The sequence below is a fragment of the Tenuifilum sp. genome (assembly GCF_037481895.1).
Classification (GTDB): Bacteria; Bacteroidota; Bacteroidia; order Bacteroidales; family Tenuifilaceae; genus Tenuifilum; species Tenuifilum osseticum.
The window spans coordinates 80907-107316 of record NZ_JBBFKU010000005.1; the positions used below are offsets into that span (position 1 = coordinate 80907).

A 26410-nucleotide genomic window follows, 5' to 3' on the forward strand; every position below is an offset into this window, starting at 1 on the left:
GATGAAAATATATACTATCCTGGTATCCGTGATTTTGGGTTTGTTGGTTTTGCAGGGGTGCAAACCAACTCAGCAGTCACAGTCCGAAACAATTACTCAAGAGCTTACAACTTCGCCATTCAGCAATGGCGTGCCAGCCCAGGTTGTAGTAATTGGCGGACAGGAATACAAGTATCCCATTATTGCCATTTGGGTTGAAGATTTAAGTGGAAACTTTTTAGGCACAGTTTATGCATCGCAATCCATTTCAACAGGAATTTTCCGCTATGGCGTTTACGATAAAGGGAAATGGTTGCCGGGTGAGCGAAATAGGCCGGCAGCATTGCCGCGCTGGAAAAATTTAACCGCGTCAAACGCTCCTCGCGTTAATCAGGGGGTCGATGCGTTTAGTGGTGCAACCCCTTCAGGCTCATTTACTATAAAGACCACGCTGCCTGCTGGTATTGATGAGTTTAAGGTGTATATGGAGGTCAATAAACCGTGGGACTTTAACAACTACTGGCACAACAATCGGTTCCCGGGCGATGAGGAGTATGCCACATCGGGGCAGCCAGCAATCATTTATGAGGCTTTGGTTTCCAGAAAAACGGGCGATAGCTTATTCTATTTCAAACCCATTGGCCATAGCAACCCATCGGGGGCTAATGGCGAAATTATTCCCGATATAGCTACCTTTACATCTGCGTTAAAAATAGTAGAAAGAGCCTGGATTGAACTGTACAAATAATGGAGAAAGGTATTGACAACAAAATTGCAGTAATTGCAGGGGGAACTGGTCTTATAGGAAGGAGTCTGGTTTCCATGCTCCTAAATGAAGGGTATCGGGTAAAATTGCTTACCCGTAACCCCAAAAAGGTTCAAAAATCTGGTATCAATGTTGATATTTTAGAATGGAGCGGTAAACCCGATAGCGAATTAACTGCCTTGCTTGAGGATGTTGATGTTGTTATTAACCTTTCGGGCTACAATATTGCAACGCTTTGGACAAAACGAAATAGAAAGAGGATTGTTGATAGCCGAATACTTCCAACAAGGGCTCTGGCGCAGGCTATGATATCATGCCGTAAACCACCCAAAGTGTTTATCCAAGCTTCAGCTGTTGGTGTATATCCATGTAATAGTAGTTCAGTTTTAACTGAAAAATCGGCAGTAGGTAATGGTTTTTTACCTGCCCTTGTAAGCGATTGGGAAAATGAGGCTTTGGCTTGCGCTAATGTTACCCGGGTGATTTTACTCCGCACGGGTATAGTGCTGGCTAGCGATGGTGGTTATTTACCTAAAATTGCAAAACCAATCCGTTACTTTGCAGGCGCAATACTGGGCGATGGTAAAAATATTGTCCCGTGGATTCATATTGCCGACCATGTTAGGGCAATAAAGTTTCTTATCGATAATTCAGCTGCCTCGGGAGCATTCAATCTTACCGCACCCACTACCAATTCCAATGCCGATATAGCTTTCCAGGTTGCCCATTACTACCGCCGTCCAATCTTATTCCGCATACCATCTATTATCCTACACCTTTTGCCGGGAAATATGGCTAACGAGGTGCTTTTGGCAAACCAGCCTGTTTACCCAGAACGTTTAACCCAATTAGGCTTTAGCTGGAACTTCCCTGTCCTTGAAAATGCCATTGCCGATTTGTTGGCAAAGTAGATTCTATTTTTTTTCTTACCTTAGCGTTTTGAAACATTTCGGCATTATATGGATAATTTTACAGTTGATATTCGCTCAGCCAACATATTTCAGGAGGATAATCTTGTTCTGTCCGATGTTAACTTTTCGCTAGGTAAGGGTGAGTTTGTTTACCTGGTGGGTAGGGTTGGTAGCGGAAAAACAAGCCTAATTAAAACCATTACTGCCGAAATACCTCTCAAAGAGGGCGATGGGTTTGTGTGTGGTTTCAACTTGAAGAAGCTTAAACGCAAGCATGTTCCTAAGTTACGCCGAAAAATTGGTGTAGTATTTCAGGATTTTCAGCTGCTTACTGACAGAAGTGTATACGATAACCTGCTTTTTGTTTTAAAAGCAACTGGTTGGAAAGACAAGTCAGCAATAAAGCAGCGTATAGCTGAGGTTCTGGATATGGTAGAGCTAAAGTTTAAGGATTATAAGATGCCCCATCAGCTATCGGGTGGTGAGCAACAGCGTGTTGTGATTGCAAGGGCACTATTGAATAATCCTGAACTTATACTTGCTGATGAGCCAACCGGTAACCTAGATATGGAGACCTCGGAGGGAATCATGCAAATACTCCATAACCTCTCAGCTTCAGGAATCTCCATAATAATGGCAACACACAACAATCAAATCATAAAGAAATTTCCAGCCCGCACCATTAAGTGTGAAAAGGGTAGGGTTGTTGAGACCGAGCAAATGACCGAAATTGATTTCGAAAGTTTGATGGATTAGCGCTACTAGATAAATGCACAGTCACCATCGCCATCCATTAGCTCAAAACTGTCTCCTATTAAATCAGCCATACTGTCGGCCACTAAATATTTACGGGTTCGTTTTTTGCTGTAAAAGTAGTATGGTCGTAGATTAAGCATGGAGTTCACAATTTTTTGATTGTAAATGTTGATAAATGATGCTTTGGCCTTTGAAGCATGCAGCAGTATCACCTTGGCCATAACTTCTTCGGTGCCGTTTTCAAACCAGTAGTAAGGAACTGTAAAACGGGTATTGCTATGCTGCATGAGTAAAACTCCAATAAGTTCATCGTCTTTAAATACTTTTACCATGTAATATGCAAAGGCAGGTATTACAGAGGCAAAAAAGAACTTTTGAGCTGCTCTGTCGGGCAGCAGGCCGTTAATCAACCACGGATATCGGATAATCCAATTTATCTCTTCAGTGCTTCGTTTTGTAAGCGTGTTGGCTGTTGCCAGGGTAAGCTTGTTTAGTATTTCGTCGTCGGGTCTTGTAAAGTATTCAATCTCGATATTTTTTGGAATTTTAAGGAGTTTGCGCGTAAGGTTTGAGTAGTTCAACAAGTTTATGAACTTTTCGGCTGTATAGGAAAAAGGATTGCTATGGTTGCAGCAGTTGTAGGAACTTAGAAGGGTTTTGCGCAGGAAAAACCTTTGCCCTTCAATCTTTTTGACAGTTTTAAATGTTTTGGTCTTTTCAAATACAGATTCGGTAATTTTAGAGAAGTTTGTGGCCATTAACATACCCTTCCAGTCCAATACCACTGCATCAATTAGTTTTGTGGCTATTCCTTGCCTTCGGAAATTGGGATGAACCCATGCCCCACTAATCCATGCAAATGGTATCGATTGGTTGTTGACATAAGCAATGTCGGGCAATACCGTTAGGTATGCAATCAGTTTTTCGTTCCAGTGGGCTTGGTAAAGCACATTGTCGTTTGAATTGGCGCGGGGATTTGCCATTAACGACATTGCTCTAACCTTGCTAATGGGCAAAAAATCTTTCTCGCTTAAACCCGTATCATCATTGAATAGTTTCAGCTCCCTTAACGAGATTTTTGATATCGACAGCATATCCCTATATGAGTTTAAGTTTTTGCTTAATGCTAACCAATGCCTCACCTGCCGGTAAGGAGTTACGATGGTAATTAAAATAAGTACACGGTTTTGCCCCAAAACCACTAAAAAATCGTGCAATTGATAAAATCATTGAGCCTTCAAAGTCAAGTACTTTATCCATTCTGCAGTGGTTCCTTATTACTCCATCCATTAAGTAAAACATTGCGCCTTTTTTCTTATTCTCGGGTTCGGCTGAGCCAAGCAGGTAGTGTAAGGTGTTGTGACTTTCAGCAAACAATGCCACTGCACAAAGTTTGTTATTCCTATCAGTTACTCCGGCAATGGTTGCTTTGTTATGGGTTAAAAGGCTCTCAATGAGTTTCTCAATAACAATGACATCCTTTTTCCGATTAACCATAAAGCCGTATTGCCTGTAAAATTTCATAAAATCTCCCGGATATAATGTGGTGGTAAGTGTAAACTCGTTGGCAATGGCTTTAAAAATATTCCTTTTGGTGTTTTGGTTGTAGTTTCTGAATACTTGCTCGTTATAGTTTAATAAATCGAGCATGTATGTTTTTCGTCTGTTGATATGACCTGTGTGCTTGTTGGTTTTATTATGGATGTTAAGATTTAAATCAACATACTTGAACTTTGCGGGTATTTGGTCAATGAACAAATCTACAATATCTGCCGAAATGTGGTTTGTTGAGAATAGTCCCAGCTGCTGGCAGTGTAAGGGTTGAACTATGTAGTTTATGCCATATTTTCGTTTTATTGGAAGCGGAAAAAGGTAGCTGTAATCATTTGTTGCCAGCGCCCCCCAGTTTGGAGAAACCACATCCAGATACCATGAGTATGCATAAATACTTCCATTAAAGGCATTGTCAATTGTTGCATTCCAACGCTTACAGTCAATCTCCTCGCGATGTAAAAACCCTATTTCAAGATTTTTCTTCATTCCTGCACATTTCAATGGTTTTTTCCAGAATATCCATGAGCGAAATACCTGGGTTATTTTGAGCTAAGTGATCGATGTGCCATACGCTGACAAAGTTCCCGTTTACATTTTTAACAACCTGTACCAGGCGCTTAACTAGCTCAAAGGCTTGATTCGGGTCGTAGCGGACAATGTTAAGCAGCGATTTATCCATTATGGCAAAGGGGAAGATTTTTAGGTTCTTGGTTGTGTTATCAAATAGGTCGAAAAAGGGGTAGGGGGTACAGGTTCCTGCCCTAAATCCTGGCTTATCGGCATACCCCATTGAGTACTCCTGGGTGATTCCTGCTCGCATTAGCGGGTAGTATGAGTAAGGTATGCTTTGTCGTAGGTAATGAAACCTCGATGCCGATACAGCTTGTCCTAGAATATCTACTAGTTTCGACAGTTCCTGTCGGAAAATTGTATCGCTCAGAAAGGTTCTATATGATGGGTGTATACCAATTGGATAGCGTGTCGACAGTTTGTTGACCAGATTTAAGAACGAAGGGTTACTGGTTTTTATCTGCTTATCGTATTTGCTCCAGCTGCCAACATGTATAAACCATTTGGTGGCTTCGCCTGCTGGTAGTTTAGCAAATAAATGGTCGTAAATATCAAAGGGGTCTTGTTCTTTGTTTGCAAGCACCCTGAATCGAGTTTTAGCCCTTTTAAAATCGAATGTAATGGCTGATTTGGTAAAGCCCAGAGCGCTCCTGATTATTCCTTTGCCCTTGAAAGCAAATGCGCTGTCCAGGTCAAAAGTTATTTGGCTGGTAAAGCTACGGTGTTTTGAGTGTGAGTTGCCAAACCTTTCCTTTATAGCTGCTCCTAGCTTGTGTGCCCAAACATCAACAACAGGTATTTCCAGAAAACCATTTTTGTATGCAATGCTATTAGTAAACCTGAAACGTCCGTGTTTATCGGGCTTGTGGGGTAAGTACTCTTCGTAGCGGGTAACCAGGTAGAATGCGCCTGCAAGCAGGTCAAAAGGAATATCGGCTTTATGGTTCCAGGTCATGGGGAATGCAGGCGTGCCATACCATTCACCTATTTCCATTGGAATTTGGTTGATTCCTGTTTCAAACAGTAGTGTTGTTGGTATAATGCTTATTGAGCCGGGTATCGGCTGTTTATCGTAGCTTAGTATTGGCCCTTTGTATTCCGATGCTTCGGTGTAGGAACTCGATAATCGGTAGGGCATACGGAGTATGTCCTTGAAAATAAATCGGCAAATATATTCTAGCCTCGTACTTGTTTGACGGCTGTAAATAAGTAATTCCACAACCTATTATTTTGATTGGCAATATACAAAATGCCTTTCAATTTTCATAGGCTAAGGCGCTAAACGTCAAGGTCAACCACCGTAATTCCTGCCCCGCCAAACTCCACGTGTTCGTCGCTAAAGTTTTTTACGCCCGGCGTAGCCTTTAAAAAGTCACGAATTACCTGTTTGAGAATTCCATTTCCTTTCCCATGCAGAATTCGCACCCGGTTGAACCCGAGCATCAGGGCATCATCTATTAAATCCTGAACTGCTTCAAGGGCCTCTTCGGCCCTGTATCCACGCACATCAATATCGGACTTGAAGTTTAACCTCCGCTTATAAACGTCGAATCCAGTGTTTAAAGTTGGTTTTTGCTTTGCCGCTTCACGGTATTCGCCCGTCGATATTCTCTTGAGTTTACTTGCCTTAACTACGGTAATCATTCCACCTATGGCAACCGATGCGCTTTTATCGCTAATGCTAATCACCTCGCCAACCATATCGCTTCCTTCCACTTTCACCTTATCGCCAGGTTCTATTGCTTTTACTTCATCCTCCTTTACAGGTTTGCTTGTTATGATCTCTTTTTGCTGATTCTTTCGTGCTTTTCTTTCCTGCCGTTGCTTAATAAGTTCCATTTTACGCTCAATTAGAGCGTTAGCGGTTTCTGGATTTTCTATTTCGATTTTTAAATTTTCTAATTCTTTTCTGGCCTCGCGCGTTCGTTCCTTATCGGCGTTGGTTTCCTTAATGGTTCTTATGGTGTTTTCAATTTGTTTATTCACGTTGGCCAGTAATTCCTGCGCTTCCTTTTTTGCAGTAGCAATAATCTCCTTACGTTTTTTCTCAAGCTCTTCCAGTTCCTTTTGGAGTTTTTCCTCAGCCTCTTCGGCTCGTTTATTGGCAAGCCTTATGCTTTCGCGTTTCTTTTCCCAGTATCGTTTGTCGCGCGATATCTCACGCAGATGCTTTTCAAAGGTGATATAATCGGAGCCCACCTTTTGTGATGCCACATCTAAAACCTTTTCCGGAAGTCCAATCTTTCTCGCAATTTCAAATGCAAAGCTGCTGCCGGGCTTGCCAATTTCAAGCTTAAACAGGGGCTCAATACGTTCGTTGTCAAAAAGCATGGCTCCGTTTACAATGCTGGGTGTATTGGCGGCAAAATGTTTAAGGTTGGAGTAGTGAGTTGTAATAACCCCAAAAGTTCCTTTGTTGCATAGCTCTTGAAGGATTGCCTCGGCTATTGCTCCTCCAGCGGTAGGTTCAGTTCCAGCCCCAAACTCATCAATTAGCACAAGGCTTTGGCCATCGGCATGCCTAAGCATTTGTTTCATGTTGATTAGGTGCGAGCTGTAGGTGCTTAGGTCATTCTCCAACGACTGCTCATCGCCAATGTCGATGAAAATTTTTGAAAATATTCCCATTTCGGAATTTTCCAAAACACACGGAAGGAAACCGCATTGTAGCATGTACTGCAGTAACCCAACCGTTTTTAAACAAACCGATTTGCCCCCGGCATTAGGGCCCGATATCAGTAGAATCCTATCGTTTAGGTTCAGCTCAATATCGAGCGGAACAATCCTTTTCCCCTCTCTTTTAAGGCTCAGCTGTAGAATTGGATGTCGGGCTTGACGAAGGTATATTACCGTTGAGTTTTTGTTTAGCATGGGCTTAACCCCATCAAACTCAATGGCTAGTAGCGCTTTTGCCCTGATGAAATCAATATCGCCCATGAAATCGTAGGCAGTAAGCAGCTCCGGCAGGTACGGTCTTATACTATCGGCTAGTTCAATCAGTATTCTAACTATTTCGCGCCTCTCCTCGTACTCAAGTTCCCGAATTTCATTGTTAAGTTCAACCACTTCAACGGGCTCAATGAAAACGGTTTTGCCGGTAGCTGACTCGTCATGAACAATCCCCTTTAGTTTCCTTTTGTTTGCAGCCGCAACGGGAATAACCACCCGTCCTTCGCGGACTGTTGGCTGTGTGTCGGCTTCAACAACTCCTTGTTCGCGAGCGCTGCGCATTATTCCTTGCACTAGCTTGTTTACCGATGCTTCCTTTGCTCTTATGCTTGCTCTAATTTCGGCCAGCTTTGCCGATGCATTATCCTTTATTCGACCGTATCTGTCCAGAATACTGTCAATACGTTCAATAACATAAGGGTAGTAGTTTATTCCTGTTGCAAGCTTCGCAATTGCTGGGTATTTATCCGATACCCTTTTCACAAATGCAAGAAGTTGCTTTATGGTATCCAGCGAGCGCCTTAGCTGTTGTAGCTCATTCTCATCGAGCCATTGCCCTTCCACATTAAGTTTACGTAGGGCTGGAGTAACATCAATATAGCCATCGGTGGGGAAGCCATCCTCCATCTGGCAGATAGTCTTCATTTCATGGGTTTGCTCAATCCATTCAAAAACAATGTCAGGATTGGTGTTGAATCCGGCATCCCTTACTCGCTGTTCGCCAAGTTCGCATAGGCAGCGAGCAAGCGTTAACTCGCGAACCTTATCAAATCCAACCTTTTGCTCAAAGGTATCGGGGTAAATCATTGTAAATGCAAAATGTTAGTTTGTGCAAAGTTAGCGATTTGATGCCGATGTGGATGAAAATTTGTTGCTTGTAGTATAGAAAATAACTCATTCTATTTCAATGTTGTTTAGTTAACAAAAATATACATGTCTGTCATTTTGCACGCAGCGAATGATCTCTAATCGACCCCATGAGACGTTTCGCTTGCGCTCAACATGACAATAGTTTCACGAACAACGAGCAACTAACAACGCTTCCCGCCCCGTAGGGGCGAAATATTTGTAACACCATGATTATTCCTACATGAATAGCGATGCACGCAATACTTTTTGCAAAGAGCAAAGGTGAAGCTTTGTATAGCATCAGAAAAGTATGGTAAATGGCAGCTTACATGTTCTTTCTTGTCTTGATACAAGAAAGAACCAAAGAAAATCAAGGCTGAAAAGCCCAACCCGATGGGTACCCCGCGGGTGGAACTGCCACGCGATACTATTCGCCACGCCTGCAGCGTGGCTCATATAGTATCGCTTACAAAGCCCACCGCCATGTTCCACCCCCGACCCATTGCCGGGTCAGGCTTTTATGCCTCTGCTTGCTTCTTCCGATCCATCCCCTCTCAAGGAAAAGGGCTGGGGAGAGGTCGTATCACATATTCAACCTAGATGACCCCTCAAAATCTCCCCTGAGAGGGGAGACTTTAGCCCTGCAATTTGGTCTCCTAATTGCTTCACCCCTCTCCTGTCAGGAGAGTGGAGGGGGTGAGGTCGTTTTTCACGAACAACGAACAACGAACAACGAGTAACTTACACGAATGACTTCATTTGTCATCCTGAGCATAGCGAAGGATCTCTAATCGACCCCATGAGATGTTTCGCTTGCGCTCAACATGACAATAGTTTCACGAAAAACGCTTCCAGCCTCGTAGGGGCGTAATATTTGTAACACCATGATTACTACTACATGTATAGCGATGCACGCAATACTTTTTCCAAAGAGCAAGGGTGAAACGTTGCATCGCAACAGAAAAGCACTGCAAAATGCAGTTTCCAAAAAAATCAACAAGTATTAAAGGGTTTAAGGTAAAGAGATGCTTCGACTAGGCTCAGCATGACAAGGGAGCAGAAAGGAAGATAGGGTTTTTGTCATCCCTAGCAAAGTCGAGGGATCTATTCAAAGGATTGAAGAAAATGAGCAATGAGATGCTTCAGCGAAGTCTATCCCTATAAATCGGGACTCAGCACGACAGCGTAATATTTCGCTTTTGCGCAACATGACAAATAACCTTAACTATACAATATTGCATTCTATTTAAGGTTAATGTATTGAAAGGCTATAGGTTTCGGTTGTCAAAACCTGAATCATTAGGTTTAGAATGCAATTGCGATTGTAATTCTATGTTATTCATGTTTCGGACACCATTATGTCAATGCTGTAATTTGATGTTGATTTTTTTTATATCTTACACATCAATTAGTTCAAATCAGTAGCCAACATTTTTAAAAAACTATCTATGGACTTCATAATTAGTTTACTTATCAGCACTCTAGTTTCGGGAGTGGCCGCTGCAATTCTCCTAAGCAGGGTTTATAAGAATAGCATATTTGTAAAAGTTGGCATTGTTTGGCTAATAAACCTGCTGTTCATCATGACAACGGTGAGCATCAGGGTGAAATTTTACGATGGCAACACATTGGTTCGTTACGTGATGCTTGCCGTTAACGTGCTTTTCAGCGTGCTTTGCTTTTATTACGCAACCATAAAAGTGGTTCGTCCGCTATCAAGGGCAATTGATAAGCTTTACAAGCTAGCCGAGGGCGATTTTAACGTTCCCGATGACGATACAAATGTAAACCCAAAAACCGATTTAGGTCAACTTATTCAGGCTACCAGTATGATAAAGGATAACTTTGGCCGGGTAGTTTTGCAAATCCAAAATAACGTGAGCAAATTACGCGACATAAGCGATGAGTTAAACTCTATTTCAAGCCAGTTGGCCGAAGGGGCTGCTGAGGAATCATCGTCAATTGAGGAGATATCATCGTCCATGGAGCAAATTGCTGCCCATATTGAAAGGAATGCCGATAACTCTAAGCAAACCGAGGTTTACTCGCGCAAGGTTCTTGATGGCGTTAAAAATCTGAACAAATCGGCTGAGGAGAATTTGGAGGCCATCAACCACATTGCTCAAAAAATCAATGTTATAACCGATATAGCCTTTCAAACCAACATACTTGCACTTAATGCAGCCGTTGAGGCAGCCCGTGCAGGTGCACATGGCAAGGGCTTTGCCGTGGTTGCTGCTGAGGTGCGTAAACTTGCTGAAACAAGCAAACTGGCCGCCGATGAAATAGTTCAGCTAGCAGGTAAGAGTGTGAATGTTGCCCTGCATACTCAGGTCATGCTTAACGAGCTTATTCCTGATATTACACGAACCACCGACCTGGTTGAGGAGATTACATCTGCAAGTATTGAGCAGCACGTAGGTGTTGAGCAGGTTAATAATGCCATTCAACAGCAAAATGTTGTTGCACAGCAAAATGTTGCTATCAGCGAGGAGGTTGTTACAACCAGTAATAAACTCTCAGAGTTTGCAAACCAATTTGTGGACTTGGTATCGTATTTTAAGATTCGGAAGAAATAGATTTTGTTAGTTGATTCATCAGCAGTATTTTTCAATTAAAGAATTTTGGTTTAACTGTTAACTTTTTACAATTCCTCTAACTTCCTCCTATTCTCAATTCTTCATTTCACTTTTAACTTTAGCTTTTCACGGCTCACGTTTAACGGTTCACGTTTAACTGACTCAAACTTCCTCTAGCTTCCTCTAACTCCCTCACATTCTATCTATTCCGACTCATTCCGACTCATTCCGATTCATTCCGACTCATTCCTTAAAATTCATGGCACTTGGGATAAATGTAATTTTTACTGCTCTACATCCTTCATTGAGAGTTGAATCCTTTTTCTGGGAATATCAACCTCAAGCACTTTCACCTTTACGTGTTGATGTAAATTAACAACATCAAGCGGGTTTGATACAAATCGGTTGGCCATTTGCGATATATGTACCAGCCCATCCTGCTTAACACCTATATCAACAAATACTCCAAAATTGGTGATATTGGTAACTATTCCGGGCAGTACCATCCCGGGCTTAAGGTCATCAATGCTAAAAATACCTTCGGCAAATTCAAATACCTTGATAGCTTTACGTGGGTCACGACCGGGCTTTGAGAGTTCCTGCATTATGTCGTTTAGCGTGGGCAGGCCTACTTTGTCGGTTACATATTTTTCAAGCTTGATTTTTGCCCTTAGCTCCTCATTCCTGATTAGGTCCACTACTGAGCAGCCCAAATCGGCTGCCATTTTTTCAACAATATGGTAGCTTTCCGGATGAACAGCTGTGTTGTCGAGTGGGTTTTCAGCCTCGGCAATTCTAAGGAATCCCGCACATTGTTCAAACGCCTTTTCACCCAGGCGTGGAACCCTTTTTAGCTCATCTCTGCTTCTAAATGCGCCATTTTGGGCTCGGTATTCAACAATGTTTTTTGCCAGCTGGGGTCCAAGTCCGGAAACGTACGTTAGTAGGTGCTTGCTGGCGGTGTTCAGGTGAACCCCAACGTGGTTTACACAGCTTTCCACAACCTGGTCAAGGCTACCTTTCAGCTTGGCTTGGTCAACATCGTGCTGGTATTGGCCTACGCCAATCGACTTGGGGTCTATCTTAACCAGCTCAGCCAACGGGTCCATTAGGCGACGGCCAATTGAAACCGCTCCCCGAACGGTTACATCGTATTCCGGGAATTCCTCGCGAGCCACCGGCGAAGCCGAGTATACCGATGCTCCATCCTCGCTAACAACAAAAACCTTTACATCGCGGTTAAACCTAATGCGTTTAATCAATGCCTCGGTCTCACGACTCGCTGTTCCGTTACCAATTGCAATAGCTTCAATCTTATAGGTATCAACCAATGCCGATATCTTACTCATGGCCTTCCCTTGCTCGCTTTGGGGTGGGTGTGGAAAAACGGTTTCGTTATGCAGTAGGTTTCCCTGTGGGTCAAGGCAAACCACCTTGCATCCCGTTCGGTAGCCTGGGTCAATGGCAAGCACGCTTTTTTGCCCCAGGGGTGGCGAGAGCAAGAGTTGCCTCAGGTTTTCGGCAAAAACCCTTATGGCTTCATCGTCAGCTTTTTCCTTTAGTGCGGCGGTAAATTCGTTTTCAATCGATGGTTCAATAAGTCGTTTATAGCTGTCGGCTATTGCTAGCTTGAGCTGTTCGGCGGCTTCGCCGTTTGAACGGATAAATACACGCTCCAGATCTTCAATAACAGGCTCAGTTGGCGGAGTTATGCTAACCCGCAGGTATCCTTCGTCCTGCCCGCGTTGCATGGCCAAGAACCTGTGCGATGCACATCGCTTCACCTCCTCCTCCCAGCTAAAGTAGTCGGAGTACTTAATGCCCTCCGTTTCCTTGCCTTTTACCACCTTCGACTTTATGATGGCCGATTTTCGGAAATGCTTTCGGGCCACGTTTCGCGCTTTCTCATCTTCGCTAATCCATTCCGCAATAATATCGCGTGCTCCGGCAAGCGCTTCGTCAGCATCGGTAACTTTATCGTTTATAAAGGCTTCTGCCTTGGCAAGTATGTTCCTTTCCTGCTGTTTAAAAATCAGTAAGGCTAAGGGTTCTAATCCTTTCTCCTTGGCAATGGTTGCCTTAGTTCTTCGCTTGGGTTTGAATGGCAGGTAGATATCTTCCAGTTCGGTAGGATTATAGCAGGCAATAATTCTTGCTCTAAGTTCATCGGTTAGTTTTCCTTGCTCTTCAATGGTGGAAAGTATAGTTTCCTTGCGTTTGTCAAGTTCTACATACTTAACGGATAGGTCGCGGATAGCAGTAATTTGTGTTTCATCAAGGTTACCGGTCATTTCCTTACGGTAGCGGCTTATGAAAGGGATTGTAGCACCCTCATCAAGTAGCTTAATGGTGTTCGCAACTCCTCGGCTGTTAATGTTAAGTTCAGCTGCTATCAGTTCTACGTGCTTGGTTTTACTTGCTATCTCCATAAATTTCAATTTTCATCGCAAAAAAACGAAATTATATTTTGGCTTGCAAACAAAAAAACGGCCACCTAAATTAAAGTAGCCGTTCTTAATTTTATGAATTTATGCTATTCTCCACAGCGGGCATTAGTCATGTAGGGGTATTTGTAATCGGTTGGTGGGTTTAGGTTTTCCTTGATGGTTCGGGGGCTTGTCCAGCGAATCAGGTTGAAAGGGCCACCGGCCTTATCGTTGGTTCCACTTGCACGAGCGCCACCAAAAGGTTGTTGTCCTACCACAGCCCCTGTGGGTTTATCGTTAAAGTAGAAATTACCAGCCGAGTAACGCAGTACCCTACATGCCTTATTCAATGCCTGCCTATCGGACGAGAATATTGCACCTGTAAGCGCATACGGCGAAGTTTTATCGCAAAGCTCAAGCGTTTCATCAAACTTCTCATCGGGGTAAACGTATATGGTCAGCACCGGGCCAAATATTTCCTCTTCCATGGTTACAAAGTGTGGGTCGGTTGTTACTATGATTGTTGGTTCCACAAAGTAACCCTTGCTTTTATCGCCCTTGCCTCCGGCAATTATTTCAGCGGCATCGGATTGCTTTGCTTTTTCAATGTAGCTCATAATATTATCGAACGATGCCTCGTCAATAACTGCGTTTACAAATGTTTCGTAGTCGGTAGGGTCACCCATGTTAATCTCATGCATAATACCTAGAATGTTTCTCTTAAATTCCGGCCAAAGTGACTCTGGAATGTACGCCCTCGATGCTGCTGAGCATTTTTGTCCCTGGTACTCAAAAGCACCCCGAACGGCAGCAATTACTGCCTGGTTGATATTGGCGCTTGGATGTATAAAAATGAAATCCTTACCGCCCGTTTCTCCAACAAGTTTGGGGTACGAACGGTATTTGGCTATGTTGTTGCTAACCGCTTTCCAAAATGTGTTGAAGGTTGCTGTTGAACCGGTAAAGTGGATTCCTGCAAGCATTGGATGATTGAACACCGCATTGCCAATGGCAGAGCCTTTCCCCGGTATAAAGTTGATTACACCATCGGGAACTCCGGCCTCCTTGTAAATTTGCATTAGTATGTAGTTCGAAAGTAATGCGGTTGAAGCTGGTTTCCAAACCACTGTGTTGCCCATCAGCACAGGTGCCATATTCAGGTTCGATGCTATAGCCGTAAAGTTGAATGGGCTTACTGTAAAAATAAATCCCTCCAGCGGCCTGTATTCCAACCTGTTTATTGTTCCGGTTTCTGAAATGGGCTGCTGGTTGTAAATTTCGGAGATATAGTGAGCATTGAATCTCAAAAAATCGATTGTTTCGCATGCGGCATCAATCTCAGCCTGGTAAACGTTTTTGCCCTGTCCAAGCATGGTTGCTGCATTTAACGTGGCTCGATATTTTTTTGATATCAGTTCGGCCACCTTTAATGTGATGCTCAAGCGCTCAACCCACGATACCTGCGACCAGTACTCATGCGCCTTGAGCGCAGCCTCAATGGCCATTTGGGTTTCTTCCTCGCCTGCAATATGGTACTGGGCTAGTACGTGGCTGTGATTGTGAGGCATAACCACTTTGCCTAACTTCCCTGTTCGAACCTCCTTGCCACCTATAATAAGCGGTATATCCATTACACTGGATGATAGCCGTTTTATTTCTTTTTCCAGTGCTTCGCGCTCTGGTGAGCAAGGCAGGTAGCTGAGCACCGGTTCGTTTTTTGGTAAATCGTACTTGAAAATTGCGTTATTCATATTTTTTACGTTATTTAAAATGATTTTAAATAGATAACAGTACACTAATGGAAATGTTTTAGCTAAACTTTTATCGAAAAACTGTTTTTCTGATTAAAATCATATTCATAAATGAAGATTTTCCCTTATTTTTGAAAAAAATCAATTGCTATGTTCAAGACTAATGAATACTTTGATGGCAAGGTTAAGTCTATAGCCTTTGAAACTGCCGAAGGCAGGGCAACTGTAGGGGTTATGGCTCAGGGTGAATACGAATTTGGTACATCAACCGTGGAGTATATGACCGTTATTTCAGGTCAAATGGACGTTATGCTTCCCGGTGAGTCAACCTGGAAAACCTATAAGGAGTTTGAAACCTACATTGTTCCCAAGGATGTTAAGTTCAAGGTTCGCGTAAATGGCGATACCGCTTACCGTTGCCTTTACAAGTAAAAAAAATTAGGGGGAATAATCCCCCTTTTGTATATTTGCCGATAGGAAAACAATTGCATATCAGTTGGGGTTATGGCAGGACCTAAGGGCTCAAAATACTACGATGTTTTTCTGGACTATTCAATAGTGTTGCGCGAACGTAACACTAACCAATCGATTCTTACCCAGGAGCAGCTTTGTTTACTGTTGAACATCGATGAGCTGGAATCAATTGCAGCATCTGCAAAGAAAATGGATATCAGCTACCGTAAGGCATGGGAGTTGGTTCGTAGAGCCGAGGAGGAACTTGGTTTTCCCCTTGTGAGCAAGTCGCGGGGTGGCAGCGATGGCGGAAAATCGGAGCTTACTCCCGATGGCAAACAACTGGTTGATGCATACCGCCAGCTCCGCAACGAGTTTGACGAATCCGTTAAGCGCGTGGTTAAAAAATTCTTCCAAACCATAAACAAGTGATATAATGCGAAGTTGGATAGCCCTATTTGCTGTAATCTATTTATTGACTGGTTGTTCCAATTCACACAATAGCAGAAAAACGCTCACAGTATTCCATGCCGGCAGTCTCTCCATGCCCCTGAAAGCTGCGGTGGATAGCTTTATGAAGTTTAACCCTGAGGCAACCATCAACCTCGAGGCGGCTGGAAGCGTAGAGTGTGCCCGTAAAATCACTGATCTTAACCGACCCTGCGACCTGTTTTTCTCGGCCGACTATAAGGTGATTAACAGCTTACTGGTTACTGAGCATGCCGATTTTTTTATTCCCTTTGCAACCAATCGCATGGTTATAGCCTATTCATCTAAATCAAAGTATGCCGATATAATCGATTCGTTAAATTGGCCTACCATTCTTTTACGTACCGATGTGGCTTATGGCCGCAGCGATCCCAATTCCGATCCTTGCGGTTATAGAACCTTAATTCTTTTTCAGCTTGCTGAAAAACACTACCGTTTGGATAGTTTAGCTGAATCACTCGAGGGGAAGGATATGCAATTCATTCGCCCTAAAGAGATGGACCTGTTGGCTTTGCTCGAAACATCTGCCATTGATTACCTTTTTATATATGAGTCGGTGGTTAAGCAGCATAAGTTAAATTACATTCCTTTGCCTGACAGTATAAATCTTGGAAGCTTTTCACTAGCACAGCACTATGGCTCTGTTCAGGTGAAGATAAGGGGGAATTCCCCCAACGATTCAATAACCATTGCAGGCGAACCTATAGTATATGCGTTTACTATTCCCAAAAACGCACCTAATCCCCAGTTGGCACGCAAGTTTGCAACCTACTTTTTGTCCGATACCGGAGGAATGACGCTAATAACCAAAATGGGGCAGCAGTCGCTTATTCCGTTTAGCTGCACCAGTTGTGGTACGGTCCCCGACGATTTTAAAGAATTTATTCGCTAAATTATTGTTGATGAGTAAAAGCGGAGTAAATAGCTATTCAACATTTCGTCTTGTTCTAACCCTTTTGGGCGCCTTTGTGTTACTTTTCATAGTTGCCCCCTTGCTGGGGATGATAATCAACACTCCATTTAAGGATGTTGCCGAAACCACTACCGACAGTCAGGTGCTAAGTTCCATATGGTTATCCATTTGGGTAGCCATGTTAACCTCCATTCTATTTGCATTTCCCGCTATTCCTTTAGCGTATATACTTGCCCGTTACGATTTCCCGTTTAAAAGTGTAATAAACGGAATAATTGATTTGCCAATCGTTATTCCACACTCCGTAGCTGGTATTGCTCTGCTCGGATTAATTGCAGGCGATGGCTTGGTTGGTAAGTCTCTTGATGCCTTTGGGGTAAGGTTGATTGGAACTCCATTTGCCATTGCATTGGCAATGGCCTTTGTCAGCTTGCCATTTCTTATTAATTCAGCTCGCGATGGTTTCATACAGGTTCCTGTGAGGTTGGAGCAGGCAGCATTATCCCTGGGCGCAACCCCCTTTCAGGTATTTTTTACCATCTCATTGCCGCTTGCTTGGCGTAACATCCTAAGCGGGCTGGTAATGATGTTTGCCCGTGGCATGAGTGAGTTTGGTGCCGTAATTATTATTGCATATCATCCTATGGTTGCCTCGGTTATGATTTACGATAGGTTTACAGCTTTTGGACTCAAATATGCACAGCCTGCCGCTATAATTTTTCTTGTGGTAAGCCTTGAAGTTTTCATTTTCCTGCGTTTTATATCCCGTAAACGGTAGGGTTATGCTGGTTGTAGATCAAATATCAAAGCATTTTAAATTATTTTCACTTAGGGAGATAACCTTTAAGGTGTCGCAAGGCGATTACTTTATGTTATTAGGCCCGTCTGGTTCTGGGAAGTCGCTTTTACTGCAAATAATTGCTGGCCTTGTGAAGCCCGATAGCGGTAGAATCCTTTTTAATGGTATCGATATAACCAAGAGTCCTGCAGGTAAACGTAATGTAGGGATTCTCTTTCAGGATTTAGCCCTTTTCCCTCATCTAAGTGTTTTCGATAACATTGCTTACCCTTTAAAGCTCCGAAAACATAGTTCTTTTGCAGTTAAGCAAAGGGTAGTTGAACTTGCGGAACAGTTTTCTATTTCCCATATCCTTAACCAGGGTGTAACAAGTCTCTCAGGTGGTGAAAAGCAGAGGGTTGCTCTTGCCCGAACACTCGCATTTAATCCGCCAATACTTTTACTCGATGAGCCTCTATCTGCCATAGATTCTCAGCTCCATCTGGATTTAGGTGTTCTGTTAAGGTCAATCAACCGTGCAGGAACAACCATTATTCACGTTACCCATAACTACCAGGAGGCCATTTCGCTTGCAAGCAAGGTGGGAGTCTTGCACAACGGACAGTTGGTTCAGGTTGGCGAACCCGTTGAGGTATTCCAAAACCCTCGTTCCGAGTTTGTGGCTAACTTTACAGGGGCTAAAAACTTCTATAGGGTAAAGGGAGTTCGTGCTACTCCCGATGGTCTTATTTATGCCGAGTTACCTTTAGGCGAAATCATTGCATTTTATGCTAACCCAGTTTACTCTAATGGCTTTATCTGTTTTCCTGAGGAAAGCGTAGTGCTATCAACACAGGCCGAGAATCAAAGTGCAATAAATGTTTTTAGCGGAAGGGTTATCGATATTTTTGCCCAGCGTTTTGGCTACGAGGTAGTGATTGACTGCGGTTTTAAGGTATTTGCACTAATAACTAAAGAATCACTGGAAAAGCTAAAAATATCTCCTGGTATTAAGCTTTATGCAGCAGTAAAGGCTAATGCAGTGAGGTTCATCCCTGAAATTTAGTTCCAAATGCTATTTCCGTAACCTGTGTTTAATACCATTCTGGTAAACCACATGTATGTATCGCGAAGTAAAAAATACTATCATAAACACAATTGCGTAGTAGCTTAAGGCTATAACAAGGAAAAATGTGGTTGAAAAAATGAATAACCCAAATAGAAAGTCCATAAATGATAGTAACGTTCCAAACCTTAAGCCGGTTTTGAAAATGGATCCTAGGTAATCATAAAGTATGCTGATAGCCAAAAGCGATAATTGAATCCATATGGAGATGGTAACGATGTCAGTTCCAAAGCTGTTAGCCGAAATGCCTTTTGTTATACTCTCAATGAAATAATCCTTCCAGTAAATGTATATGATGCCCGATAGTAAGCCAACCACAAAAAAAGTTACGTACGATACTATAACCTCCTTGATATTAAAATCGTGTCGTTTCTTTAAAAACTGTTTTGCTTCTATTACAAGTTCTTCGGCTATAACCCAGATAAACAGTAGTGCAATGGCTATAACCCAGAAGTACCAATTTTGCCAGTTCGCTAAACGCTCAATCAGCTTTAAAAATTTAGGTGTGCTGGGATACTCAATTTTACTTAGGTAATCGGTTGAAACGTAACCTGTTGCATACCCATTCCGCACCATAATCCAGTATTTATCCGATACCACTGCAACTACGGTATCGCCCTGCCTAAGGGTGCCAATTATCTCCGATACGGTTGATGGTGCAGTGCGTACGTAAAGCGAACGGGTAGTTACTACATACCTGTCGCGCATGCCATAATTTCCTGGTTTAACACATGCCGTTAAGGCGAATAGGCAAAATAGGAGTAAAAAATACCAAGTTGACTTGTAGCTCATTATGTCCCAAACCATTTCCAATGCAAATGTATCACTTTGCAACAAATAGGCCATTGTATATAGCACTTTTTAATAATAAAAAGGTAAGAATTGTTTTTTTTCTCTCGTCAAACCCTTTTTGGTAAAGGGCTTAAACTGCTTTTTTGTTTCAGATATCCAAATTTTCACCATTTATGGCAAAATTGGTTTTCAGCCTTTCTGCAATCCTTTAACCTTTAACCTTTAACCTTTATCTTTTATCCTTTATCCTTTATCCTTTATCCTTTATCCTTCATCCTTTATCCTTTATCCTTCAGTAACCCAGTGTCATACAACCCAAAGTTTCAATCCGTAACTTTCTTACTTTGAATGGTTCTAAATTTTAACTTTTTCAGTCGTTTCAGTGAAAAAAATGACAAAAATCAGGTTTGTGATTCATTTAACTATATATATTTAGGCAAGTAAATCAATGTTTTAGAAATAATATTGATGTTATTAAATTAACAGTGTTAACAGAATAACAAAAAGCAATTTTTTAAATTTTAAGGTTATGACGGATACCAAGGAATTAGTGAAAAATCTTGCCGACAAGTACGGTCGGTCAAGGGAGAGCTTGATACCCATTCTTCAGGGTGTGGTTCAGGAGGAGCGCTACATTTCAAGTGAGGCAATGACTGAAATTGCCCGTGAACTCGACATGTCAGCCGCCAAAGTATATGGAACGGCAACTTTCTACTCCTTCCTCGATACTCAGCCCCGGGGAAAGTTTGTAATTAGGGTATGCAGAACCATTTCGTGCGCCATGAAAGGCAAAAACCTTATCATCCAGGAGCTCGAGGATATGCTCAAGATTAAGGTGGGGGAAACAACTTCGAACCGTAAGTTCTCGTTACTCGAAACAAACTGCTTGGGTTGGTGCCATAAGGGACCCGCTATGCTCATTAACGACGAGGCATACACTGAACTTACCCCAGAGAAGGTTCGTGAGATTATTAATGAATACATGAAAAAGTAATAATAGGAGATTCGATTATGTCAAATAACTTCTTACGTCGTGTCGACCTGATTTTCGATAAGGATTGCGACTTCAAACAGGTGTTACAGTCGGCCTATAAGCGCAACAACGATGAAATAATCAACGAACTCCTTGAGTCAGGACTCAAGGGTAGGGGTGGTGCTGGTTTCCCTACAGCCCTGAAGTGGAAATTCACCAGTGAACAACCCGACCCTGAAAAATATGTGGTTTGTAATGCCGACGAAGGCGAACCCGGTACCTTTAAGGATCGCGAAATACTATTCCAGGTTCCCCTTAAGGTTTTTGGCGGTATGGCCATTTGCGCCAAGGTAATTGGCGCCAAGGAAGGTTTTATCTACCTCCGTGGTGAGTACCGTTTCTTGCTAAAGGAACTTGAGAATCAGCTTGAGATTTTCCACTCCATACTCAATGATCTTAAAATCCCCTTCCGCATTAAAATTGTTATGGGAAGCGGCGCTTACATCTGTGGCGAGGAAAGCGCTTTGTTCGAGTCAATGGAAGGCGACCGCGGCGAACCCCGCAATAAGCCTCCCTACCCAACCGTTTCCGGTTTCCGCAAGAAACCTACCGTTATCAACAACGTTGAAACGTTGGTTTACTCCTTCATGATATTCCGCTACGGTGCTCGCAAGTTTAAAGAACTTGGTACTGCCGATTCTCGCGGTTCAAAGGTGTTCTCCGTTTCAGGCGATACCCCAAAACCCGGTATTTATGAGCTGGAACTTGGTATGACAGTTGACCAGTTTGTTCAGGAGTTTGGCGATGGCGACACCAAGGCAGTTCAGGTTGGGGGAGCTTCAGGTTTTTGCGTTCCCCGCAAAAAGTTCAAGGATACCATTATTGGTTTCGAAGGAGTTCCCACTGGCGGTTCAATGATGCTTTTCAATAGCTCACGTTCCATGTACAACGTACTACATAACTACCTCGAGTTCTTTGAGGAGGAATCATGTGGGCAGTGTACACCCTGCCGCGTGGGTTGCCAGCAGCTTAAACTGGGTATCGAGGCGGTTAAGAAGGGCGAAAAGCATGCTAACTACCTGGAACAGCTTCAGAAACTTGCTCAAACCATGAAAATAACCGCAAAGTGCGGTTTAGGCCAAAGCGTGGCTAACTCCTTCTTCTCAATTGTTGAGAACTTTAGGGAAGAAATGATTTACTAATGATCAAAATTGAACCAATTATGGCAAAACAGATAAACCTTATAATTGATGGCATGCCCGTTACCGTGGATGAGGGAACAACTATACTGCAGGCTGCCAAAAAGTTGAATATCCATATCCCAACACTCTGCTACCACGACGACCTTTGCGTTGCTGGTAACTGCCGTGTGTGCGTTGTTGAAATGAAAGGATCGCGTACCCTTCCTGCTTCATGTGCAATGCCTGTTGCTGAGGGTATGGAGATCAACACCAACACTATTAAAGTTCGTACTGCTCGTAAGCATATTATTGATTTACTGCTATCAGAGCATAATGCTAAATGTACCACCTGTTATAAAAACGGGAACTGTGAGCTGCAGGAACTAGCAGCAGAGTACAAGATTTCCGAGCCAATGTTTATCGATCTTGTTCCCCACAAGAACTACCAGATGGATGCTTACTCTCCTTCAATTATTAAGGACGACAGCAAGTGTATCCGCTGCCAGCGCTGCGTTCGTACATGCGAGGAGTTGCAGCACGTTAGCGCCTTAGGTGTAGCTTACAAGGGCGACAAGATGAAGATTTCAACCTTCTATGAGAATCCAATGTTCGAGGTGGTTTGTACCAACTGCGGACAGTGCGTTAACCGTTGCCCAACCGGTGCGCTTATTGAACGTAACTACGTTGATGAGGTATGGCAAGCCATTTTTGACCCCGATAAGCATGTGGTTGTTCAAACTGCTCCTGCAGTTAGGGTTGCCCTTGGCGAAGCTCTGGGTTTAGAGCCTGGCGAGATAGTTACCGGCAAAATGGTTACGGCCCTCAAACGCCTTGGTTTCGATTCAGTTCTCGACACCGATTTCACTGCTGACCTAACCATCATGGAGGAGGGCTTTGAATTGCTTGGTAGGCTGAAGAAGGCTTTGGTTGACAAAGATCCCTCAGTTAAGCTCCCAATGGCTACCAGCTGCTCGCCCGGTTGGATAAAGTTCATTGAGCATACTTACCCCGAGTATCTCGATAATCTTTCAACCTGCAAGTCGCCACAGCAGATGTTTGGCGCTTTGGCTAAGACCTACTACGCTCAAAAAAGGAATATTGACCCGGCTAAGATTGTATCAGTTTCAATAATGCCTTGTACGGCCAAGAAATTTGAGGCCGATAGGCCTGAGATGCGCTCAAGCGGCTTCAAGGATGTTGACTATGTACTCACCACCCGCGAGCTTGCCATTATGATTAAGCAGGCAGGTATTGAGTTTAGCACGCTTCCCGAATCACACTACGATAGCGTAATGGGTGCTTCAACCGGTGCGGCTGTAATTTTTGGCGCCACCGGTGGCGTAATGGAAGCTGCATTGCGTACCGCATACGAGGTAGTTACCGGTCGCGAGGTTCCATTTAACGGGTTAAACATCACCCCGGTTCGTGGTATGGATGGTGTTCGTGAGGCAGCCATTAAGATTGAGGGCACAAAACCCGAGTGGAAGTTCCTGGAAGGCGCTGAGCTAAAAACCGTTGTTGCTCACGGTCTTACCAATGCCAAGAAAGTGATGGATGCCGTTCGCGATGGCAAGGGTAGCTGGCACTTCATTGAGATTATGGCCTGCCCCGGTGGTTGTATTGGTGGCGGTGGTCAGCCAATACCTACCAACGAGGAAATCCGTAAGAAACGTGCCGAGGCTATTTATCGCGAGGACGCCGGAATGCCTATACGTAAATCGCACGAGAACCCTGAGGTTATTGCAATTTACAAGGAGTTCCTCCATGAACCCAATAGCCATAAGTCGCACGAGCTGCTTCATACACACTATAAAGCACGTCAACGCTACTAGAGTTTTTAAAACCATGAATATGAAAGGCAGGGATAACATTTTCCCTGCCTTTTTTTTCGTTTAAGTCGATCGTTCTATTGTTTTAGTGTCTTCATTAATGCTTGCTGCCAACGTTGGCTCTATGGTTAGTTGCCAATTTCGAAGCACTTTCCTATCAAGTTACAACTACTTTTGATACGAGTTAATACGCTTGATAAAACATTGATTGTCAAATGTTTTATACGCAATGCTGTAAGCCTCTCTCATTCAAATATTTTTTTAAGTATATCGTCTAATTGTCCTCTCCCCTCAATTTTTTCTAAGATAATACCTTCTGGATTAATCAAAAAGTATGTAGGAACCATGTTAATATTGTATATGATTGGAACATCGCCATCAAAACCTTTCAAGTCGGAAACAGTAGTCCAAATCATACTATCTGACTTTACAGCATTTTCCCAATTGTTCTTGTTTTTATCAAGTGATACTCCGAGAATTTCAAAACCCTTGTTTCGATATGCTTTATAATTTCCTAACAAAACAGGGTTCTCCATTCGGCAGGGGCCACAGTTTGATGCCCAAAAATCTAAAAGAATATACTTTCCTTCGAAATTTTTCAGTTCTACAAGGTTGCCATAAATATCATTTAATTGGAAATTGATTGCAGTATCGCCAACTTTTACTTCTTTATTAGCTTCAATAAATTTTTTTACTACTAGACCGTATTTAGTTATTTGTAACTTAGGACTAAGACTAGTATAGAGTTCTTTTGCTAACTCTTTCGGTATAGAATTATAGGTTATGTTTCTCAGAGTGATAATACTATACAATTCATCAGGGTTATTCCTAATGTAGTCAACTTCTACATTCATTATAGCATTTTCAATCTCTTCGCATTCTTTCCTTAAGGCCAACTTTTCATCAACATTGACAGCTGGCAGGGCTATATAGATAGCAATTAGACTGTCCAACTTATTTTCTAAAATTGCTTTAGCATCCCTGACAAATTCTGCCTGTTTTTGTATTTTAGAACCTTCAATTTTAGCCTGTTTAAGCTTCCCTTTTTCTGCTTGAATAGTTAATTTGCTGTTTTCTTTCCAAAAATAGCAATAGTCAATATCGGCTCTTGATTTGATAATTGGTGTAATATAAAAAAGAGTTGGCTCATTTATATCTTCTATAGTGAATTCAAGCAAATTATTAACAATATATCCTGAATCCATTGTTTCATTTTCAATATTAGTAAGGTATATTAATGTACTGTCAGGAAAGTTAGTAGTTATTAAGACAATTTTTGAGCTGTCATTTCTATTGTTACAACTTATCAAAAAGATAAAAAAAGTGATTGAAAGCAAAATGTATTTTTTCATGGTTATAATTTTAAGTTTGTCCTATGATAATATTTGAATTGTGAATTCTTTAATATGGCTTCCAACGGTTTGAGTGTTTATATTGCTTGGGAGATTGAAATTACTGCCTTACCCACCCGATATGAAGTTACAAAAAAGTAGCAAACCAATTAAACCCATTTCAGCCCAAATAAGATAAACACGCTGTAAGCACCAGTTTTTTATTCTAAGGACAGTGCAATTGCTTCGCTTATTAAATCCCATCTTACGTTCGCTCTATCCTTTCCCAATCGAACAATAATTAGCTTTTTGACAGGGTTCACATAAAGCATTTGCCCAAGAAGCCCTATTGCTTCAAAACTTTCTTTTGAGACATACCAATTGTATTGATAGTAATCTAAACTACCATTAGAGGTTTCAATTTTGGTGGATTCATTTACCCATTGTTCTGAAATAATTTGATGCCCATTCCAATTGCCTTTATTTAAATATAAACGCCCAATTTTGGCAAAATCTATTGCAGTAGCATTTAAGCAACAAAAAGTTTTCTCCATTCCATTTTTTTTCCTGTCGATGCTCCAGCTTCCGTTGTACTCCATGCCAAGCGGAGTCCATATTTTTTCTTGCATATAATGGGTTATATTTTGATTTTTCAAAGCTCTTTCCAAAACCAAACCGAGTAATTGCGAGTCTCCGCTATTGTAGTTGAACTTTTTTCCAGGTTCTGATTTAAGTTCGAAACTGCAAACTTGCTTTCTCAGGTTTGTTCCATAGTATAGTTTTGCTACATCCCCAAACGGATTATAGTAATTTTCCTTAAAATCAATTCCCGAAGTCATCTGTAGTAAATTCTTTATGGTCAGTTTATCGAATCCTTGTTTCTTTAATTCTGGGACATAATTTGTAACTGGTTCTTCAACCGATTTAATTAATCCATCTTGTATTGCACACCCTATTAGCATTGAAGTAAAGGATTTTGCCATTGAGAAGGAAGGTATAACTGAAGCCTGCGTATAATTACCAAAGTACTTCTCGTAGAGGATCGTATCTCTTCTTATAATTAAGAATGCTACCGTTTCTTTTGATTTTATATAAGACTCAAACGATTCCTGTGTTTCGGCTAATGGGTACTCGCCAATGCCTCTGGTTTCAATTAACCAATTATATTTTTGAATTAAATGCGCCAGTTCAAGATTAAAATTGTTATTATCTTGATAGCTGAATTTGAATATCGTATCATTTTTTGCAATGAGCTCTCTACTAGGAAATATTTTATAGTCATTTAAATCCGCTTCTCCATAGCGTATATTCCGCCATAAATGGCAGGAAATAAGTGCATTTGAAATAAAAACTACAAATGCGATTTTAAATATTTTTTTTCACTACTGAACGACTAAAAAAAATAGGGGCTATTTCCCGAAGGATTCACCCCAAGTTGTAAGTTTGTTTTTGCGA

Annotated in this window: 22 protein-coding genes; 13 read left to right on the forward strand and 9 right to left on the reverse strand. The window is 42.2% G+C overall.

Annotation, left to right across the window (positions count from 1 at the left end; genetic code table 11):
- Position 1 precedes the first annotated feature (1 nt).
- The 3 genes from WHS63_RS02625 to WHS63_RS02635 are packed head-to-tail and all read left to right on the forward strand — an operon-like array spanning position 2 to position 2412.
- Positions 2 to 727: a hypothetical protein gene (locus WHS63_RS02625; RefSeq protein WP_445203769.1), complete on the forward strand. Its 726-nt coding sequence runs from the start codon at positions 2 to 4 to the stop codon at positions 725 to 727.
- On the forward strand, positions 727 to 1656 hold the full coding sequence (locus WHS63_RS02630) for a TIGR01777 family oxidoreductase (RefSeq protein WP_445203770.1): 930 nt from the start codon (positions 727 to 729) through the stop codon (positions 1654 to 1656). The genes WHS63_RS02625 and WHS63_RS02630 overlap by 1 nt, the downstream gene beginning before the upstream one ends.
- A gap of 48 nt (positions 1657 to 1704) precedes the next feature.
- Positions 1705 to 2412 (forward strand): cell division ATP-binding protein FtsE, encoded by a 708-nt coding sequence (locus WHS63_RS02635; RefSeq protein ID WP_445203771.1) that lies wholly within the window; start codon positions 1705 to 1707, stop codon positions 2410 to 2412.
- 5 nt (positions 2413 to 2417) lie between these two features.
- On the opposite strand, the gene WHS63_RS02640 is transcribed toward WHS63_RS02635, so the two are convergent.
- From WHS63_RS02640 to WHS63_RS02655, 4 genes are read right to left on the reverse strand one after another with little or no spacing between them, the layout of a single operon-like run.
- On the reverse strand, positions 2418 to 3506 hold the full coding sequence (locus tag WHS63_RS02640) for a GNAT family N-acetyltransferase (RefSeq protein WP_445203772.1): 1089 nt from the start codon (positions 3504 to 3506) through the stop codon (positions 2418 to 2420).
- A 4-nt stretch (positions 3507 to 3510) separates the two neighbouring features.
- Positions 3511 to 4452 carry a hypothetical protein gene (locus WHS63_RS02645; RefSeq protein WP_445203773.1) on the reverse strand — a complete coding sequence of 314 codons (942 nt, stop codon included), beginning with the start codon at positions 4450 to 4452 and terminating at the stop codon, positions 3511 to 3513.
- Positions 4436 to 5755, reverse strand: coding sequence for a DUF7033 domain-containing protein (locus tag WHS63_RS02650; protein WP_445203774.1), 1320 nt, complete (start codon positions 5753 to 5755; stop codon positions 4436 to 4438). Before WHS63_RS02650 ends, WHS63_RS02645 begins: the two co-directional genes overlap by 17 nt.
- Before the next feature lie 59 nt (positions 5756 to 5814).
- Positions 5815 to 8292, reverse strand: coding sequence for an endonuclease MutS2 (locus WHS63_RS02655; protein WP_445203775.1), 2478 nt, complete (start codon positions 8290 to 8292; stop codon positions 5815 to 5817).
- Positions 8293 to 8727: 435 nt separating this feature from the next.
- Between WHS63_RS02655 and WHS63_RS02660 the strand changes: the two genes are divergently transcribed.
- Positions 8728 to 8934 (forward strand): hypothetical protein, encoded by a 207-nt coding sequence (locus WHS63_RS02660; RefSeq protein ID WP_445203776.1) that lies wholly within the window; start codon positions 8728 to 8730, stop codon positions 8932 to 8934.
- Between the two features lie 848 nt (positions 8935 to 9782).
- Entirely contained in the window at positions 9783 to 10913 is a 1131-nt protein-coding gene (locus WHS63_RS02665) for a methyl-accepting chemotaxis protein (RefSeq protein ID WP_445203777.1), read from the forward strand.
- Between the two features lie 284 nt (positions 10914 to 11197).
- On the opposite strand, the gene WHS63_RS02670 is transcribed toward WHS63_RS02665, so the two are convergent.
- Positions 11198 to 13342, reverse strand: coding sequence for a Tex family protein (locus WHS63_RS02670; protein WP_445203778.1), 2145 nt, complete (start codon positions 13340 to 13342; stop codon positions 11198 to 11200).
- 104 nt (positions 13343 to 13446) lie between these two features.
- Positions 13447 to 15090, reverse strand: a complete 1644-nt coding sequence (gene pruA / locus WHS63_RS02675; protein ID WP_445203779.1) for an L-glutamate gamma-semialdehyde dehydrogenase — start codon at positions 15088 to 15090, stop codon at positions 13447 to 13449.
- A gap of 150 nt (positions 15091 to 15240) precedes the next feature.
- Between pruA and ppnP the strand changes: the two genes are divergently transcribed.
- The 5 genes from ppnP to WHS63_RS02700 all read left to right on the forward strand — a co-directional run bounded on the left by ppnP (position 15241) and on the right by WHS63_RS02700 (position 18789).
- Positions 15241 to 15522 carry a pyrimidine/purine nucleoside phosphorylase gene (gene ppnP / locus WHS63_RS02680; RefSeq protein ID WP_369490083.1) on the forward strand — a complete coding sequence of 94 codons (282 nt, stop codon included), beginning with the start codon at positions 15241 to 15243 and terminating at the stop codon, positions 15520 to 15522.
- 72 nt (positions 15523 to 15594) lie between these two features.
- Positions 15595 to 15975, forward strand: a complete 381-nt coding sequence (locus WHS63_RS02685; RefSeq protein ID WP_445203780.1) for a winged helix-turn-helix domain-containing protein — start codon at positions 15595 to 15597, stop codon at positions 15973 to 15975.
- Positions 15976 to 15979: 4 nt separating this feature from the next.
- Entirely contained in the window at positions 15980 to 16924 is a 945-nt protein-coding gene (locus WHS63_RS02690) for an extracellular solute-binding protein (protein WP_445203781.1), read from the forward strand.
- A gap of 10 nt (positions 16925 to 16934) precedes the next feature.
- Positions 16935 to 17723, forward strand: coding sequence for an ABC transporter permease (locus WHS63_RS02695; protein ID WP_445203782.1), 789 nt, complete (start codon positions 16935 to 16937; stop codon positions 17721 to 17723).
- A gap of 4 nt (positions 17724 to 17727) precedes the next feature.
- Positions 17728 to 18789, forward strand: coding sequence for an ABC transporter ATP-binding protein (locus WHS63_RS02700; protein ID WP_445203783.1), 1062 nt, complete (start codon positions 17728 to 17730; stop codon positions 18787 to 18789).
- Between the two features lie 9 nt (positions 18790 to 18798).
- Here the strand turns inward: WHS63_RS02700 and WHS63_RS02705 are convergent, their stop codons facing one another.
- The gene (locus WHS63_RS02705) at positions 18799 to 19695 is read right to left on the reverse strand and encodes an SH3 domain-containing protein (protein WP_445203784.1); all 897 of its coding nucleotides are present in this window, start codon (positions 19693 to 19695) and stop codon (positions 18799 to 18801) included.
- Between the two features lie 475 nt (positions 19696 to 20170).
- Between WHS63_RS02705 and nuoE the strand changes: the two genes are divergently transcribed.
- The 3 genes from nuoE to WHS63_RS02720 are packed head-to-tail and all read left to right on the forward strand — an operon-like array spanning position 20171 to position 23627.
- Positions 20171 to 20635 (forward strand): NADH-quinone oxidoreductase subunit NuoE, encoded by a 465-nt coding sequence (gene nuoE / locus WHS63_RS02710; protein WP_369490089.1) that lies wholly within the window; start codon positions 20171 to 20173, stop codon positions 20633 to 20635.
- A 17-nt stretch (positions 20636 to 20652) separates the two neighbouring features.
- The gene (locus tag WHS63_RS02715; RefSeq protein ID WP_369490090.1) at positions 20653 to 21816 is read left to right on the forward strand and encodes an NADH-ubiquinone oxidoreductase-F iron-sulfur binding region domain-containing protein; all 1164 of its coding nucleotides are present in this window, start codon (positions 20653 to 20655) and stop codon (positions 21814 to 21816) included.
- Between the two features lie 17 nt (positions 21817 to 21833).
- A complete protein-coding gene (locus WHS63_RS02720) occupies positions 21834 to 23627 on the forward strand; it encodes an NADH-dependent [FeFe] hydrogenase, group A6 (RefSeq protein WP_445203786.1) in 1794 nt (597 codons plus the stop codon).
- Positions 23628 to 23869: 242 nt separating this feature from the next.
- On the opposite strand, the gene WHS63_RS02725 is transcribed toward WHS63_RS02720, so the two are convergent.
- Positions 23870 to 24976: a TlpA family protein disulfide reductase gene (locus WHS63_RS02725; protein ID WP_445203785.1), complete on the reverse strand. Its 1107-nt coding sequence runs from the start codon at positions 24974 to 24976 to the stop codon at positions 23870 to 23872.
- A 200-nt stretch (positions 24977 to 25176) separates the two neighbouring features.
- On the reverse strand, positions 25177 to 26328 hold the full coding sequence (locus WHS63_RS02730) for a serine hydrolase domain-containing protein (protein ID WP_445203787.1): 1152 nt from the start codon (positions 26326 to 26328) through the stop codon (positions 25177 to 25179).
- Between the last annotated feature and the right edge of the window lie 82 nt (positions 26329 to 26410).

What these genes read in the sequence shown, in the direction of transcription:
- WHS63_RS02625 (WP_445203769.1), top strand. Translation starts at nt 2, where the DNA reads ATGAAAATATATACTATCCTGGTATCCGTGATTTTGGGTTTGTTGGTT.
- WHS63_RS02630 (WP_445203770.1), top strand. Translation starts at nt 727, where the DNA reads ATGGAGAAAGGTATTGACAACAAAATTGCAGTAATTGCAGGGGGAACT.
- WHS63_RS02635 (WP_445203771.1), top strand. Translation starts at nt 1,705, where the DNA reads ATGGATAATTTTACAGTTGATATTCGCTCAGCCAACATATTTCAGGAG.
- WHS63_RS02640 (WP_445203772.1), bottom strand. Translation starts at nt 3,506, where the DNA reads ATGCTGTCGATATCAAAAATCTCGTTAAGGGAGCTGAAACTATTCAAT.
- WHS63_RS02645 (WP_445203773.1), bottom strand. Translation starts at nt 4,452, where the DNA reads ATGAAGAAAAATCTTGAAATAGGGTTTTTACATCGCGAGGAGATTGAC.
- WHS63_RS02655 (WP_445203775.1), bottom strand. Translation starts at nt 8,292, where the DNA reads ATGATTTACCCCGATACCTTTGAGCAAAAGGTTGGATTTGATAAGGTT.
- WHS63_RS02660 (WP_445203776.1), top strand. Translation starts at nt 8,728, where the DNA reads ATGGGTACCCCGCGGGTGGAACTGCCACGCGATACTATTCGCCACGCC.
- WHS63_RS02665 (WP_445203777.1), top strand. Translation starts at nt 9,783, where the DNA reads ATGGACTTCATAATTAGTTTACTTATCAGCACTCTAGTTTCGGGAGTG.
- WHS63_RS02670 (WP_445203778.1), bottom strand. Translation starts at nt 13,342, where the DNA reads ATGGAGATAGCAAGTAAAACCAAGCACGTAGAACTGATAGCAGCTGAA.
- pruA (WP_445203779.1), bottom strand. Translation starts at nt 15,090, where the DNA reads ATGAATAACGCAATTTTCAAGTACGATTTACCAAAAAACGAACCGGTG.
- ppnP (WP_369490083.1), top strand. Translation starts at nt 15,241, where the DNA reads ATGTTCAAGACTAATGAATACTTTGATGGCAAGGTTAAGTCTATAGCC.
- WHS63_RS02685 (WP_445203780.1), top strand. Translation starts at nt 15,595, where the DNA reads ATGGCAGGACCTAAGGGCTCAAAATACTACGATGTTTTTCTGGACTAT.
- WHS63_RS02690 (WP_445203781.1), top strand. Translation starts at nt 15,980, where the DNA reads ATGCGAAGTTGGATAGCCCTATTTGCTGTAATCTATTTATTGACTGGT.
- WHS63_RS02695 (WP_445203782.1), top strand. Translation starts at nt 16,935, where the DNA reads ATGAGTAAAAGCGGAGTAAATAGCTATTCAACATTTCGTCTTGTTCTA.
- WHS63_RS02700 (WP_445203783.1), top strand. Translation starts at nt 17,728, where the DNA reads ATGCTGGTTGTAGATCAAATATCAAAGCATTTTAAATTATTTTCACTT.
- WHS63_RS02705 (WP_445203784.1), bottom strand. Translation starts at nt 19,695, where the DNA reads ATGGCCTATTTGTTGCAAAGTGATACATTTGCATTGGAAATGGTTTGG.
- nuoE (WP_369490089.1), top strand. Translation starts at nt 20,171, where the DNA reads ATGACGGATACCAAGGAATTAGTGAAAAATCTTGCCGACAAGTACGGT.
- WHS63_RS02715 (WP_369490090.1), top strand. Translation starts at nt 20,653, where the DNA reads ATGTCAAATAACTTCTTACGTCGTGTCGACCTGATTTTCGATAAGGAT.
- WHS63_RS02725 (WP_445203785.1), bottom strand. Translation starts at nt 24,976, where the DNA reads ATGAAAAAATACATTTTGCTTTCAATCACTTTTTTTATCTTTTTGATA.